Origin of the sequence: Nocardia exalbida NBRC 100660 (genome assembly GCF_000308575.1) — a bacterium.
Taxonomy (GTDB): Bacteria; Actinomycetota; Actinomycetes; order Mycobacteriales; family Mycobacteriaceae; genus Nocardia; species Nocardia exalbida.
This window is the reverse complement of record NZ_BAFZ01000163.1, coordinates 37440-51628: the sequence shown is the minus strand read 5'-3', so window position 1 is coordinate 51628 and position 14189 is coordinate 37440. Positions and strand designations below refer to the sequence as shown.

The 14189-nt window shown below is 70.4% G+C and carries 16 protein-coding genes; 9 read left to right on the top strand and 7 right to left on the bottom strand.

The genetic code is table 11. The annotated features are described in order from the left end of the window. Nucleotides 1-4: 4 nt before the first annotated feature. The 3 genes from ON29_RS32110 to ON29_RS32100 all read left to right on the top strand — a co-directional run bounded on the left by ON29_RS32110 (nucleotide 5) and on the right by ON29_RS32100 (nucleotide 2383). Nucleotides 5-832: a DUF72 domain-containing protein gene (locus tag ON29_RS32110; protein WP_040871964.1), complete on the top strand. Its 828-nt coding sequence runs from the start codon at nucleotides 5-7 to the stop codon at nucleotides 830-832. A gap of 5 nt (nucleotides 833-837) precedes the next feature. Continuing rightward, a complete protein-coding gene (locus ON29_RS32105; protein ID WP_040872000.1) occupies nucleotides 838-1326 on the top strand; it encodes an SLOG cluster 4 domain-containing protein in 489 nt (162 codons plus the stop codon). Between the two features lie 223 nt (nucleotides 1327-1549). Further along, complete coding sequence (locus ON29_RS32100; protein WP_040871999.1) at nucleotides 1550-2383, top strand: alpha/beta fold hydrolase; 834 nt, start codon at nucleotides 1550-1552, stop codon at nucleotides 2381-2383. Nucleotides 2384-2401: 18 nt separating this feature from the next. Here the strand turns inward: ON29_RS32100 and ON29_RS32095 are convergent, their stop codons facing one another. The 6 genes from ON29_RS32095 to ON29_RS32070 all read right to left on the bottom strand — a co-directional run bounded on the left by ON29_RS32095 (nucleotide 2402) and on the right by ON29_RS32070 (nucleotide 7071). Next, nucleotides 2402-2725, bottom strand: a complete 324-nt coding sequence (locus ON29_RS32095; RefSeq protein WP_051175844.1) for a ribbon-helix-helix domain-containing protein — start codon at nucleotides 2723-2725, stop codon at nucleotides 2402-2404. Beyond that, nucleotides 2718-2996, bottom strand: coding sequence for a hypothetical protein (locus tag ON29_RS32090; RefSeq protein ID WP_040871963.1), 279 nt, complete (start codon nucleotides 2994-2996; stop codon nucleotides 2718-2720). The genes ON29_RS32095 and ON29_RS32090 overlap by 8 nt, the downstream gene beginning before the upstream one ends. A 34-nt stretch (nucleotides 2997-3030) precedes the next feature. Then, nucleotides 3031-4449 (bottom strand): DUF4153 domain-containing protein, encoded by a 1419-nt coding sequence (locus ON29_RS32085; RefSeq protein ID WP_245549288.1) that lies wholly within the window; start codon nucleotides 4447-4449, stop codon nucleotides 3031-3033. Nucleotides 4450-4757: 308 nt separating this feature from the next. Continuing rightward, a complete protein-coding gene (locus tag ON29_RS32080) occupies nucleotides 4758-5801 on the bottom strand; it encodes a HAMP domain-containing sensor histidine kinase (RefSeq protein ID WP_051175850.1) in 1044 nt (347 codons plus the stop codon). A 38-nt stretch (nucleotides 5802-5839) separates the two neighbouring features. Beyond that, nucleotides 5840-6535, bottom strand: coding sequence for a response regulator (locus tag ON29_RS32075; RefSeq protein WP_063825394.1), 696 nt, complete (start codon nucleotides 6533-6535; stop codon nucleotides 5840-5842). Between the two features lie 86 nt (nucleotides 6536-6621). Further along, entirely contained in the window at nucleotides 6622-7071 is a 450-nt protein-coding gene (locus tag ON29_RS32070) for a MarR family winged helix-turn-helix transcriptional regulator (RefSeq protein ID WP_040871961.1), read from the bottom strand. 230 nt (nucleotides 7072-7301) lie between these two features. On the opposite strand from ON29_RS32070, the gene ON29_RS32065 reads away from it, so the two are divergent. After that, nucleotides 7302-8666, top strand: a complete 1365-nt coding sequence (locus ON29_RS32065) for an MFS transporter (RefSeq protein ID WP_373283950.1) — start codon at nucleotides 7302-7304, stop codon at nucleotides 8664-8666. 10 nt (nucleotides 8667-8676) lie between these two features. Here the strand turns inward: ON29_RS32065 and ON29_RS32060 are convergent, their stop codons facing one another. Further along, nucleotides 8677-9813 (bottom strand): lipase family protein, encoded by a 1137-nt coding sequence (locus ON29_RS32060; protein ID WP_040871960.1) that lies wholly within the window; start codon nucleotides 9811-9813, stop codon nucleotides 8677-8679. Between the two features lie 116 nt (nucleotides 9814-9929). On the opposite strand from ON29_RS32060, the gene ON29_RS32055 reads away from it, so the two are divergent. The 5 genes from ON29_RS32055 (at nucleotide 9930) to ON29_RS32035 (ending at nucleotide 14140) form a co-directional block, all read left to right on the top strand. Then, on the top strand, nucleotides 9930-10559 hold the full coding sequence (locus ON29_RS32055; protein ID WP_051175843.1) for a TetR/AcrR family transcriptional regulator: 630 nt from the start codon (nucleotides 9930-9932) through the stop codon (nucleotides 10557-10559). Nucleotides 10560-10633: 74 nt separating this feature from the next. Then, the gene (locus ON29_RS32050; protein WP_245549286.1) at nucleotides 10634-11338 is read left to right on the top strand and encodes an endonuclease/exonuclease/phosphatase family protein; all 705 of its coding nucleotides are present in this window, start codon (nucleotides 10634-10636) and stop codon (nucleotides 11336-11338) included. A gap of 144 nt (nucleotides 11339-11482) precedes the next feature. Then, entirely contained in the window at nucleotides 11483-12010 is a 528-nt protein-coding gene (locus ON29_RS32045; RefSeq protein WP_040871958.1) for a hypothetical protein, read from the top strand. A 356-nt stretch (nucleotides 12011-12366) separates the two neighbouring features. Continuing rightward, nucleotides 12367-12939 carry a copper chaperone PCu(A)C gene (locus ON29_RS32040; protein ID WP_051175842.1) on the top strand — a complete coding sequence of 191 codons (573 nt, stop codon included), beginning with the start codon at nucleotides 12367-12369 and terminating at the stop codon, nucleotides 12937-12939. Beyond that, nucleotides 12932-14140, top strand: a complete 1209-nt coding sequence (locus ON29_RS32035) for a Dyp-type peroxidase (RefSeq protein ID WP_040871957.1) — start codon at nucleotides 12932-12934, stop codon at nucleotides 14138-14140. The genes ON29_RS32040 and ON29_RS32035 overlap by 8 nt, the downstream gene beginning before the upstream one ends. Nucleotides 14141-14189 lie beyond the last annotated feature (49 nt).

Sequence of the window (14189 nt, the reverse complement as noted above, 5' to 3'; positions counted from 1 at the left end):
AGAGATGGGCCGGATCAGGATCGGTACGTCGGGCTGGGTCTACCCGCCGTGGCGCGGAAGGTTCTACCCTCGGGGCCTCGCGCACAAGCGCGAATTGGCCTATCTGTCGGAGCGACTCGACAGCGTCGAGATCAACGGTTCGTTCTATTCGTTGCAGCGCCCGTCCAGTTACCAGAGGTGGGCGGAGCAGACGCCGGACGACTTCCTGTTCGCGGTGAAGGGCAGCCGCTTCATCACACACATGAAGCGGCTGCGCGACGGTGACGAACTGCTGGCGAACTTCCTCGCGTCCGGCCCGCTGGCGCTCGGGCCCAAACTGGGCCCGATTCTCTGGCAGCTGCCCCCCACCTTCCGCTTCGACGCCGACGTGCTGGACGGCTTCCTGTCCCGGCTCCCCCGCAGCACCGAGCAGGCCGCCGAGATCGCGCGGCGCCACGATCACCGCGTCGACCCCGCGCACACCAGCACCGATGCCGACCGGCCGGTGCGGCATGCCCTGGAGATCCGGCACGACAGCTTCATGACCCCGGCGTTCACCGATCTGCTGACCCGTCACAACGTGGCCCTCGTCGTCGCCGACGCCGCGGGCAAGTATCCGCTGCTAGAAGAGGTCACCGCCGACTTCGTCTACATCCGGTTGCACGGGCACGACGAGCTGTACGTCAGCGGATACACCGACGAGGGCTTGGACATGTGGGCGGAGAAGATCCGCTCGTGGGCGGGATCGTGCGACGTCTACACCTATTTCGACAACGACGCGAAGGTGCGGGCGCCCCGCGACGCGATGGCGTTGCGCGAACGCCTGGAACCGGTCGCCCGGCCCGCGGGGTGAGGCCGGTGCGGCAGGTCGCGGTCTGCGGACCGAGAGAGTGCACGCAGCAGGAAGCGGAGTGGGCGCGCGCGGCCGGCGGGCTCTTGGCGCGGGCGGGGGTGACCGTGCTGTGCGGTGGCGGTACCGGCGTGATGGCCGCGGTCGCCGCAGGCACCGCCGAGGCCGGCGGGCTCGTGATCGGCGTGCGCCCGGATACCGATCGCGGCGCGGTGTGTCCCGGATTGTCGGCGGTGCTGTTCACGAACATGGGTGAGGCGCGCAACGCGATCCTCGTCGAGTCGGCGGACGCGGTGATCGTCATCGGCGGCTCGTGGGGCACGCTGTCGGAGGTCGCGCTCGCGCGGCGGCGCGGCGGGATTCCGGTGGTCTCCCTGGGCGGTTGGGAGATTCGCGACGCGAAGGGGCGACCGGTGGCTGCCACGGTGGTCGCGGCCGATCCGGCCGATGCGGTGCGCCGGGCGCTGGACGGGATCGCGCAGGCCGAGCCGACCTGATATCGCCGGGCCGCCGCAGTCGGACGGACGAAGGCCCAATGCCCCTACGCCATCCGATTACCCGCCGCCACAGTTATTTCGGCATGCCGAGGCCCCTGATCTGGTCTGACACAAACCTTTCCGATCACGTAATCTTGCGTGCCGTGCAAGTTTCGTTACGGTGGAGACGCCGGTCATCCGGGAGGCACTGCGGCAACTGTCCCTTCTTCCAGGAGCATTTCCGATGGACGTACCGTCCCAGCACACCCTCGCCGTCCCCGGCGCCACCCTCTACTACGAGGTCCGCGGCGCCGGACCGCTGTTGTTGCTGATCCCTGGCGGCAACGGCGACGCCGGAACTTTCGACGGCATCGCCGAACATCTCGCCGACCGCTACCGAGTGGTCTCCTACGACCGGCGCGGTTTCACCCGCAGCCCCCTCGACGGACCGCCGGACGATCGCGTGGTCACCGACGGCCTGGACGCCGCGGCGCTGCTCACCCACCTGACCGACCAGCCTGCCCACGTGCTCGGCAGCAGCTCGGGCGCGATCGTGGCACTCGAATTGCTGCGTGCCCGGCCGGAACTGGTGCGCACGCTCGTCGCGCACGAACCACCGCTGGCCACGCTGCTGCCCGATGCCGAGAAGTGGCTGACCTTCCTGGACGGCATCCACGAGCAGAGCAGGATCGAGGGCACGGCCGCGGCCATGGCGGCGTTCGCGAAGGGCGTCGGTCTGCGGATCGCGCCACCTCCGCCGGGCGAGCAACTGCCGCCGCAAGCCGTCGAGATGGTGCGGCGGATCCAGCGCAACCTGGTGTTCTGGATGGAGCACGAGCTGAGGCAGTATCCCCGCTACACCCCGGATCTCGCGGCGTTGCGCGCATCGGCGGACCGCCTGGTGCTCGGGGTCGGGCGCGAATCGCGAGGCACCTTCCCGGCGCTCCCGAATGCCGCGCTGGCGAAGAAACTCGGGCTGGTCCTCGTCGAGTTCGCGGGCGATCACGTCGGCTACCGCAGCGCACCCGACGAGTTCGCCGCCCGGCTCGACTCGGTTCTCACCCGCGGCGACCGGTGACGCCGTCGCGGCGGCAGGTCAAGCCGACTGCCGCAGCGGATGCAGAGCGGCCAGTGCCCGCAGGGCGTCGGCGCGCGAAATGGGCTGGTCGTTCTCCAACGCGGCCAGCTCCAGTTCGATCCAGTCGCGAATGAGTGCGGACATGGTCACGTTGCGCTGCTCGGCGGCCTTCTTGACGCGCTGGTGCAGATCCAGCGGGATGCGCAGCGACGTGGTGACGGTGACCGTGTCCTCGGCGCGCAGCGGCGGGGGCAGCTCGGCCGGGTCGACGGGCGCGTCGCTGTATTCCAGACCGGACAGGAAGTCCCGGACGTCCTCGGGGTTCGTCGGATAGTCAGTCATCGGCGTGCTCCCAACGCTCGAGTTCGGCCACCTGGGCTTCGGTCATCTCGACCGCGCCCAGGATGTCCCACTGCCAGCCTTCGGTGCGGCGGACAGCGACGATGAGCGGCCGGCCCGTTTCGGTTCGGCCCCACACCGTCAGGACCGCGAGTTCGTTCCGGCCACGCGCCCGCCGAGGCCATCGGCGGGCGCCCATGAGCACCTGCAGCACTTCGCGAGGGTCGATCCCCACCAGCGACAACAGTGCCCACTCAGGCCAGTTATAACCCACGATCAGCGATAATACAAGTGTATTGCACGGGAGCTCACCGCGCTCTCGCCCGGGACAGATTCCAGCTCTGCCAGCCATCCCCGTCGAGGTCCGCGCGCAGGCCGGTTCGCACCTGCGTGCGCAGCGGCTCGGGCAGCCGATCGGTCGCGGGCAGGATGTCCGGCGAGAGGGTCACCAGGTATTCGGTGTCCAGCGTTTTGCCCCGCTGCCAGCGATCGATGTTCTTCTCGGCGATCAACCGCTCCGGGTCCAGGACGGCCAGCGCCAGCAGCGTCGCCATCGCGGTGCCCACCACGGCACGCGGCAACCACGCCCGGCGCAGCCGCAGGACCGCGGCCGACACCAAGACGTAGACCAGGCCGAGCCACAGTTCGCAGACTTCCACCAGCAGGCGCAGCACCGTGAACCCGTAGGCCTGCTGATAGGTCCACATCCGGCCGAGCGCCGAGGCGACGATCACCAGCGCAAGCACACTCACCGCCACCAGCAGCCCCCGCAGCCACCACCGGTCGGCGGCAGTGTCCTGGGCCGCCCAGCGCAGCACGACCATCAGCACCGCGAGGGTCAGCACGGTGACGGCCGACAGTTGCCAGAAACCGGTGCGCGCGTACTCGGCGTAGGTCAGGCCCGACGTCTCCTGGACGTAGTCGTCGCCACCGAAGAGCACCACGAACTGGGTCGCGACGAACGCCGCGAACAGGACCGCGAGCGCACCGACCGGCAGCGCCCATTCCGATCGGCGCAACGTTCGCCCCGCTACCGCCGCTGTGGCGGGCGGCGGCGGGCCCGCCAGCAGGAACAGTGCGCCGAGCGTGCCGAGACCGGCCACCGCGAACAGTGCGATCCAGCGCGCCGCCGACGGCATGTCCACGTCCGGCGTCACGGTCTCGAGCAACGCCGCGAACATGGCGTCGGCGCTGCCGAGCAGCGCAACGAACACCGTGAGCAGCGCGACGGTCACCGCTACCGACAGCCCGAGCCGCCGCGCACGCGGCGCGTTCCCGCTACGCACGCGGGCGGTACCGGCGTATGCCCACGGCACCGCGGGCGCCGCCGCGAGCCAGACGGCGAACGTGTCGTAGAGGATGCCGTTCGCCGAGCGGCGTGCGACGACCGCCAGCGAACCGGCGACACCAGCCGCGACCACGCACAACGCAAACAACCAGCCCGCGGCGCGGACAGCACCTACCGCGAGCAGGGCGAGGGCGAGCGCTGCCCACCACAGCCGCCCCGCGTTGAACCGAGGAGAACCGGTGCGGGCCGTCTGTCGTCCGGACGTCGCCTCGACCGCACCATCGCTCGTCGTGCTCGCCGCTCGGCTGCGGGCATTGCGGTCGACGAGGAACACCGCCGTCGCGGCGACACCGGCCGCGAGGAGCCACCCGATGCCGGGCCGGTCCCAGTGGATCAGAACCGCGGCGGCCGATCCGGAGACGAGCGCGGCGAGCGCCACCCCGGGAGGGCAAGAGACCCCTCGCCATTTGGACGGACGCGGGGGAAGTATCGGCCCGGCCACCGGCGGACCGGCGTTCTCCGGACGCGCCTCGGCCACCGCGACCCCTGAGTGCCCCGGCGGCGCCCACACCGATGCCGGCGTGGCGGGGGCTGCGCTGGAATCGGTTGCGGATGGCGCGGATGCGGTTGACACCGGGTCGGGCGCCGACGCTGGTTCGGGTTCTGGCGGCACGGTTCGTTCCTTCGATAGGCGTGCGGAATCACCCCGGGTCCGCGCCTGCGGTCCGGGTCGGGTGGTGTGGCAGATCAGCGTCCGGGCAGAACCACCCGGATGCGGGAGCCGGGATCGGCGACCGCGATGGTGCCGCCGTGCAGGTCGACCACCCACCGGGAGATGGCCAGGCCAAGTCCGGTGCCTCCGCCCGCGGTGCGGCCGCCTCTGGTGAACCGGTCGAACACCTGGGCGCGTTCGGCGAGCGGAATGCCGGGGCCGTCGTCCTCGACGTCGATCACGATCTCGCCTTGCGATGCGCGCACGGCCAGGCGCACTTCCCCACCCGCGGGCCCATGCCTGGCGGCGTTGTCGAGCAGGTTGAGCAGCACCTGATGCAGGCGGGCACGGTCGGCGTACACGCGGGCGGCGCCGGGCAGCACGTCGGTGCGGAAGCGCACGCCGCGTCCGAGCGCGGCGGTCATGACCTCCGCTTCGGCGATGACGTCGGCCAGCAGCGGCGCGATCGGCAGATCCTCACGATCGAGCGGGAAGGCGCCCGCTTCGATGCTGGAGAGGTCGAGCAATTCCGAGACGAGCAGCGTCAGCCGTTCGGTCTGGGCCAGCGCGGTGCGCAGGGTCGCCGGGTCGGGTTGGGAGACGCCGTCCACCAGGTTCTCCAGCACCGCGTGCAACGCCGTGATCGGAGTGCGCAATTCGTGCGACACGTTCGCGATCAGATCGCGGCGTTGCCGGTCGGCCGCCGCCAGGTCGGCGGCCATCTGGTTGAACGCCTCGGCGAGTTGCCCGACTTCGTCGCGCGAACTCGCCCGTACCCGCAAGGTGTAGTCGCCGTGGGCCATCCGCTTCGCCGCCGCGGTCATCTCCCGCAGCGGCCTGGTGATGCCGTGGGCGAGAAACTGCGAGGTGATCAACGCGATCACCACCGCGGTGAGCGTGGTGCGCGGCGGCAGCCACCCGATCTTGAATCGGAAGAACCCGAACGCGACACCGCCGGAGCACAGCATGAGGATCGCGAGCTTCAGCTTGATCGACTTCACCGGGTCCAGCGGCCGCGGCAGCAGCTCGGCCACCCCGTCGCCGAGCCTGCGCCACTCGCCGGAAACGGTGCCGGACATCGTCTTCCGTGCCCGCGGCGCGTTCTCGGGACCGGCGCTCATCGGGCTTCCAGGGCGTATCCGACGCCGCGCACAGTGCGGATCAGGTCGGCGCCGAGTTTGCGGCGCAACGCCTTGATATGGCTGTCGACCGCGCGGGTGCCCGCCGCGTCGGACCAGTCCCAGACGTCTTCGAGCAGTCGCTCCCGCGCGAGCACCATGCGCGGGCGCCGGGCCAGCCGGGCGAGCAGATCGAATTCCAGCGGCGTGAGCAACGCCTCCACCTCCGCACGCCAGACCCGGCGCTGGTCGACATCGATGCGGAGGTCACCGACCAGGATCGTCGCACCGTCGCGGTCGGCCGCCCGGTCCATCCGGCGCAACAGCGCGTGCACCCGGGCGGCGAGCACGCGCAGCGAAAACGGCTTCGTCAGATAGTCGTCCGCGCCGACACCCAAGCCGACTAGCTGGTCGGTTTCATCGGCGCGCGCGGTCAGCATGAGCACGGGCACCGCGCGACGCGCCTGAATGCGACGGCACACCTCCAGCCCGTCGAATCCCGGCAGCATGACGTCGAGCACCACCAGGTCCGGGTCGACGGCCTCGGCGGCGGCGACGGCAGAAGGGCCGTCGTGGGCCAGCTCGACGGTGAACCCCTCCGCCCGCAGGCGTGCCGCGACGGATGCGGCGATGGTCATCTCGTCGTCCACGACCAGGATCCGCCGTGCGGGGTGCGCCGGTGCGCTGTGTTCCATGCACCGAACCCTAACCACCGGTTGTGGAGAGAACCGGCGTCATTTGTGGAGATTTCGTGTGCGTGGGCGGGCGGTGCGGCACGCGTTCACGGCCGGGGCCATGGACGCTTGTCGATGCGTTCGATGTCGGTGTTGAACCGCTTCAGGAATCCGGCGAACGCTGCGACGTCCTCGGCGGTCCAGTCCGACAGCACGCTTTCGAGAGCGCGGACGTTGTAGGCGCGTTCGGCATCGAGCCGGCGCCCGCCCTCGGCGGTGAGGCGGAACTTGCGCGCCATGCCGCCGCCCGGATCCGGAATGCGTTCGACGAGACCGGCTTCGCGCATGGCGGTCGTCTGGCGGTGCAGCGTGGAGGTGTCCAGACCGAAGGCGTCGCTGAGTTCGCCCACGGACATCGGGCCCTGCACTCGCAGCCTGCTCAGCACCGTGTAGGCGCTGCGGTCGAGGTGGCCGCTGCCCCGGCGGGCCTTGGCGCTGAGGCTGTGCCGCCCCAGCAGCATGGTTTCGAACTCCACCGAAGATACAGGCTTGTCCACACAACGCTCCTGCCGATATCCGCCGCTACGGGCTCATCTCCGCACGTATACCACACCCGCCTACCCGGACCAGCGTATTTGCATAATGCAATCCTTGTGCATAATGCAATGAATATGTACTGTACACACGAGTCCAAGAGAGAGTGGAGATCCGCGTGGCAGCACCATCGGAAGTTCGGTCCGAGGGCATAGTCGGTGTACTCGCGGCGGCGGGCATCGTCGCCGCCCTGATGCAGACCTTGGTGGTGCCCCTCATCGGGGACCTCCCCCGGCTCCTGGACGCCACGCCGTCCAACGCCTCCTGGGTCATCACGGCGACACTGCTCGCCGGTGCGGTGGCCACGCCGATCACCGGCCGCCTCGGCGATCTCTACGGCAAGCGGCGCATGCTGCTCGCGTGCACGGTGCCGCTCATCGGCGGATCGCTGGTCTGCGCGCTGGCGAGTTCGGTCGTACCGATGATCGCCGGACGCGGCCTGCAGGGCATCGGCATGGGCGTCGTGCCACTGGGCATCAGCGCGCTGCGGGACCTCCTGCCCACCGAGCGGCTCGGCACGTCCATCGCGGTGATGAGCGCCTCGATGGGGATCGGTGGCGCGCTGGGGCTTCCGATCGCCGCCGCGGTCGCCGAGAACGCCAGCTGGCGCGTGCTGTTCTGGGGCTCGGCCGTGCTCAGCGCCGGCGTGGCCACGCTGATCTGGCTGCTGGTGCCCCCCATCCCGGCGCGCGGAGGCGGCGGGTTCGACGTACTCGGCGCGCTCGGCTTGGGCACCGCGCTGGTGTGCCTGTTGCTCGCGGTGTCCAAGGGCGCCGACTGGGGCTGGACGAGCGGAACCACCCTCGGCCTGTTCGCGACCGCGATCCTGGTCCTGGCGGTCTGGGGCTGGTGGGAACTGCGAACCGCCGACCCGCTGGTGGATCTGCGAGTGACCGCGCGCAAGCAGGTGCTGCTGACCAACGCCGCCTCGATCGTGGTCGGGTTCGCCATGTACGCGCAGTCGCTGATCATCCCGCAGCTGCTGCAACTGCCGGTGGTCACCGGTTACGGCCTCGGGCAGTCCATGCTGGCGATGGGATTGTGGATGGCCCCCGCCGGTCTGGTGATGATGGCGGTTTCCCCGCTGGGCGCCCGGCTTTCGGCCGCGCGCGGCCCGAAGGTGACGCTCATCGTGGGCAGCATCGTCATCGCCCTCGGGTACGGCTCATCGGTCCTACTGCTGGGATCGACCTGGGGTCTGCTCGTCGTGACGTGCGTGTGCAGCGGTGGCGTCGGCCTCGCCTACGGCTCCATGCCCGCGCTCATCATGGGCGCGGTCCCGCTGTCGGAAACCGCGTCGGCCAACAGCTTCAACACTTTGATGCGCTCGATCGGGACCACGGTGTCCGCGGCGGTCGTCGGAGTCGTCCTCGCGCAGATGAGCACCCGTCTCGGTGGACACACCATCCCCACCGAGGCCGGTTTCCGCACCGGGCTGCTGATCGGGTGCGGAGTCTCCGTGCTCGCCGCACTGGTCGCGCTGGCCATTCCGGTCCGCAAGCCCACCGAGCCGCCGCTGGACACCGCCGAACTCGAGCCCGCGGCCGCGCACGCCTGAGCGCCCCGGCTCAGGCGAACAGGCGCGCGACGAACGGAATGCTGTGCGGCAACGAAGCGGCCATCGTGGCGCTGTGATCCTTCCCCGCGTACACGTGGACGTCGGGCCGGACACCGTGCGATTCCAGATCGATGACCAGCTTCGCGGTCAACGGGGCGGGGACGTCGGTGTCGTTGGTGCCCTGCCCGATGAACAGCGGCCGGTCGTATCCCGTCAGCGGGACGTCCATGACCGGCCGCGCCGTGGCGACGAAATCGCCGTCGGCGAGCGGGCGGGAGAACAACTGGTCGACCGAGATTCCCTGCGCGCGATCGGCGAGCGGCTGGAAGCACAGCGACTCCGCGGCGGTCGCCAATTGCCTGCCGACCGGGCTGAGATAGCTGTCCAGATCGAAGCCTGGTCGCGCCGCCTTCAATCCGTTCATCACGTACGCGATGTAGGCGGTGAGGTGCGCGTTGCCGATCGCGGGCACACCTGGTCCGAGGAAGGAAGCGGCCTCGACGATATTGGAGGCCGGGCCGGTGGCGACGGCGCCGCGATAGTCGAGGTCGGGTGCGTATTCCGTGGCCAGTGACGCGGTGAACACCGCGGCGCCGCCGCCTTGCGACTGCCCGATCGCCACCCATTTCGACGACAGCGAATCGTCGGCCGCGCGAGCCGCACGCACCATGTCGATCGCCGCGTGCGCCTCGGCACGTCCGTCCAGGTACGCGTGCGGTCCCGGGGTGCCCAGACCGATGTAGTCGGTCGCGACGACGGCGTAACCCTGGCGCATCCAGGTCGCCAGGTAGTCGAGGTCACGTTTGCTGCGACCCGCGGTGGAAGGCGCGCATTCGTCGGCGAGGCCGACGGTTCCGTGTTCCCAGGACAGCACCGGCCAGCCACCGCTCGGCGGCGTGCCCGCGGGCACGAAGACGGCACCGCTGGACAGCGCGGGCCGGTCGTCGGAGGTCCGGGTCCAGTACGTCAGGCGATGGGCCGCGCCCGCGCCCTCGATCCAGAGCGGTTCGGGCATCGCCGCATCGGTGGCGACCGTGCCCGGCGCCGACCCCGGCCCCGCAGGATCGGCCACCGCCGGACCCATCTGGGCCCCCGCGCACAGCAGCGCCGCCATGGCCACGGTAATTCCCGCACGTCGCACCGACATGGGCGTCACCTCTCGATCGTCGGCGTGGTGTCTCGATGAGACACTCTAACCCGACAATCGGCTAAAGTGTCACTCTGAGACATCAACGTCGGGACATCGCGAAGAGAGCTGCGGACATGACGGGCGTGAACGGTCCACGCGAACGCGAGAAGACGCGAGTGCGCCGGGAGTTGGTCGAGGCGGCGCTGCGGCTGTTCGAACTGCACGGGTTCGAGCAGACCACCGTGCAGCAGATCGCCGACGCCGCGCAGGTCTCGCGGCGCACCTTCCATCGCCATTTCCCCTCGAAGCTCGCGGTGGTCTTCAGCCACGAGGAAGACCTGATGGCGCAACTGCTCGCCGCCGTCGACCGGCGCCCGGTGAGCGAATCGGTGCTGACCGCGCTGCGCGCGGCATTGCGCGACTTCTTGCTCGATGAGCAGGACGCCCCGGCACGCCACCGCCAAGCGGACACGGCGCGCCGGGCCAGGCAGCTGCTGGTCGGCAACCCCGAATTGCGCCGGGAGAACTTCATCGGCGCCCTCGGACGCCAGCGCGCGATGGCGCTGAACTTCGCCGCCCGAGCCGGGCTCCCCGCCGGCGATCTGCGGCCGCAGCTCACGGCCGCGGCCTGTTTCGCGGCCTTCGGCGTCGGCCTCGACCACTGGATGATGGGCGCGGACCATTCGATTCCGGCCCTGCACCGCATCCTCGATCGCGCGGTGGCCTCGCTCCAGCAGGGCATCGACATCCGGGGCGCGGGCTGAGCGCGCCGAGGGCGGCGCAGCCCGCGCCGTAACCCGTTCCACCCGGGTCGCATACCATCGCGAAGGTGATCACGGTGGCCACTTGGAATGTTCTGCATCGCGTGCACGCCGAGAACTGGTACGAGGACGTCGCTACCCGATGGCCGGACGAGGGGGCGCGGATCGCCGCGGTGACCGCGCGGGTGGCCGAACGCACCGAACGGATTATCGCGTTACAGGAGGTCAGCGGCGATCAGTTGGCCGGCCTGCGAATGGCGCTGCCGGGCCGGACGATCCACGCGATGCGGTATCAGCGGTTGCCGACCCCGCGGCGCGTCCCCAGCTCCCTGCTCGACGGCGGCGAATATCTGGTCGTGCTCACCGCCGAGCCGAGCCGTGAGGTCACCGCCGAATCCTTTGCCCAGGACCGCGGTAAAGGCGCTCTCGTCGTCGACGCGGGCGGCCTGACCGTGATCGCCACCCACGTGACCGGTGACCGGCGGCGCACCGACCAGCTCACCCGTCTGGCCGAACTCGCCACCGACGCATCGCCGAACGCCGCGGTGGTGCTGGGTGACTTCAACATCGACCGCGCCTCCGTCGCCGCCGGGTTGGGTGACGCCTTCGTCGTCGCCGAATACGCCGCGGACGCCATCCCCACCCGCCCGCGCGATTCGGGCCCGAAGTCGCAGTACATCGACCACGTGGTGGTGCACGGCGCGACCGTCACGGCGGCGGCGGTCGACGACGTCGGCGGGGTATCCGACCACAACCTCGTCTACGCGGCCCTCACGATCTGAGCGGGCCGCCGTCGCTGTTGCGCAGAGACATTGCCCAGCAAACCGATTCGGTCCGAACAGCCCGGGCTCGCGCCAGACCCGACGGCCCGGGCATGAACTCGATCCGGCGCCGGTCACCGCTACGACAGGAAGTAGTATGAGCCGGTGGACAATCCGGCGGTAGTAGCGGCGCGGATGCGCGGCGCGTTCGTCGGATCCGCGGCCGGGGCGGTGAGCATCGCGGCGCACGCGCTCGGCGGCGGCGCGCTGTCTCCCGGCGCCGCGCCGATCGCCCTGCTGATCGCCGCGTGCGCGGCGGTGGGCGTGCTGGCCGGTACGCGGCCGCAGCGGCGTGGACCGGGCGAGATCATGGCGACGCTGGCGGTGGGGCAAGCCGTCGCGCACGTCGCATCCACCCTGTCGGCCGGCCATCACCACCACGCGGGCACCACGTCGGCGATGCTCTCGACGCATCTGGCGGCCGTTCCGCTCGGCGCGCTGCTCATCCGCGCCGCCGAACAAGGTGTGCTGCGGGCGGTTTCCGAGGTGCGGCACGCGGTGCGCGTGCTCGCCGCCGGGCCCAGCGCACCGGTCCGGCTCGGCTCGTTCGCCGTCGGCCGGGCGCTACCGCATCCACGGCGCCTGCTGCTCGGTTCGGGCTCCGGACTGCGCGGTCCACCACTCCGGGCCTGACCTCTTCCTCGCGCCGACGAGCATCGCGGGCTCACCGCCCCGCGACGCGAATCGGATCGACATCGTCCACGCGGCTCGGAACCTCTCCGAATCAGCGAATGCCACCGCAGTTCGTAGCACGGCACAGCGGTTCGCCACGAGATTCAGTGAGCCGCGGTCTATTTCGGCGAGTCCCCCAGTGGTTGTGGCGTTCGGGAGAACGCCCGCCTCCGCCGGTCCGGTGACGTCCCTCCACGAGTGGGCTGCGCCGGCCGACAGCACCCGGTGACGGACCGGCAGGCCCACCGGCGGGTCGGTCGACGCCTCACGTCTCGTCGGCGCACCACACCACATCGCACGAAACTTCCGGAGTTCTCATGTTTGTCGATACCTTCACTTCACCACGCATCGCTCGCCTCCTGCGGGGCGCGATCGCCGCCGCGGCGGTGCCCCTTCTGCTGACCGCGTGCTCGTCGGCCGACAAGACCGACACCGTCGCATCAGCCGATGCCGTGACGATTGCCGACCAGTGGGTCAAGGCGGCCGACAGCGGGATGTCGGCCGCGTTCGGCGACCTGATCAACAGCGGCGACACCCCCCGCACCATCGTCTCGGCCACCAGTCCCGCCTCCGGCCGGATCGAGCTGCACGAAGTGGTCACCGACGCGAACGGGACGAAGGCGATGCGGCCCAAACGCGGCGGATTCGTCGTCCCCGCGCACGGCCGCACCCGACTGCGGCCCGGCGGCGACCACATCATGTTCATGGACCTGCACGGACCACTGCGCACCGGATCGGAGACGTCGCTCACGCTGACCTTCGACGACGGCTCGAGCACGACATTCACCGCCCAGGTGCGCGACTTCGCGGGCAACCAGGAGAATTACGTGCCCGATCACGCGGGCGGCGAGTCACACGCCGGCGCGCAGACCCCCGCGCACGGTGGCTGAGCGGAACGGACCGCGACCCGCACGGATCAACCGGCGGCGCCTGCTGGGCGGCGGTGCCGCCGCGGCAGGCGTCGCCGGTGCCGGGCTCGCCGCCGCCCGCATCGGACAGCGGGGGCCCGATCCGGCGCCGTGGGACGCGGCGGTGCCGTTCTACGGACCGCACCAAGCCGGGATCGACACCGTGGCGCAAGCGCACGCGGCGTTCGTCGCATTCGATCTGAGGGCGGGAGTCCGGCGCGAGGACCTCGTCGGACTGCTGAAGATATGGACCGGCGACGCCGCCCGGCTCACCCAGGGGCGGCCCGCCCTCGCGGACACCGAGCCCGAACTGGCGCAGCGTCCGGCGCGGCTCACCATCACCGTGGGTTTCGGGCCCGCGGTGTTCCCGGCGGCCGGCGTCGAGCACCGCAGGCCGTCCTGGCTGCGGCCGTTGCCCCCGTTCCCCATCGACCGGCTCGAAGCCGCCTGGAGCGGAGGCGACCTGCTCCTGCAGGTGTGCGCCGATGAGGCGACCACGGTGTCACACGCGGTGCGTGTGCTGTGCCGGAGCGTGTCGTCGCTGGTCACCGTGCGCTGGGTGCAGCGTGGATTTCGCGATGCCGCGCCGGGCGGGACGCCGCGCAACCTGATGGGCCAGGTGGACGGCACGGTGAACCTCGCTCCCGGCACACCGGAGTTCGCCCGCCTGGTGTGGGACGACGGCGCGATCCAGCCCTGGCTCAGCGGCGGCACCTCGTGCGTGCTGCGGCGGATCGCGATGACATTGGACACCTGGGACCGAATCGACCGAGAGGAAAGGGAACTCACCATCGGCCGCACCGTTGCCAACGGTGCTCCGCTGACCGGAACCGACGAGCTCGACGAACCGGACTTCACGGCCGTCGACGCGAACGGGATACCCGTCATCCCCCCGTCGTCGCACATCGCCCGGGCTCATCACACACACGACGGCGAGCGTTTCCTGCGTCGCGGTTACAACTACGACGACGCGCCCGCGCCGGGCGGGATCTCCAACTCGGGTCTGCTGTTCGCCGCCTATCAGCGCGACGTGGACACGCAGTTCGTTCCGGTACAGCGCAGGCTCGCGGAATTCGACGCGCTCAATGTGTGGACGACGCCGGTCGGTTCCGCGGTGTTCGTGATCCCGCCCGGGGTCGCGGCACCGGGCGGCTATCTCGGGCAATCACTGTTCGAGGCGTGAGACGTGTTCGGCGCCCGGCGGGCGCCGAACACATCAGGTCGGCAGAACA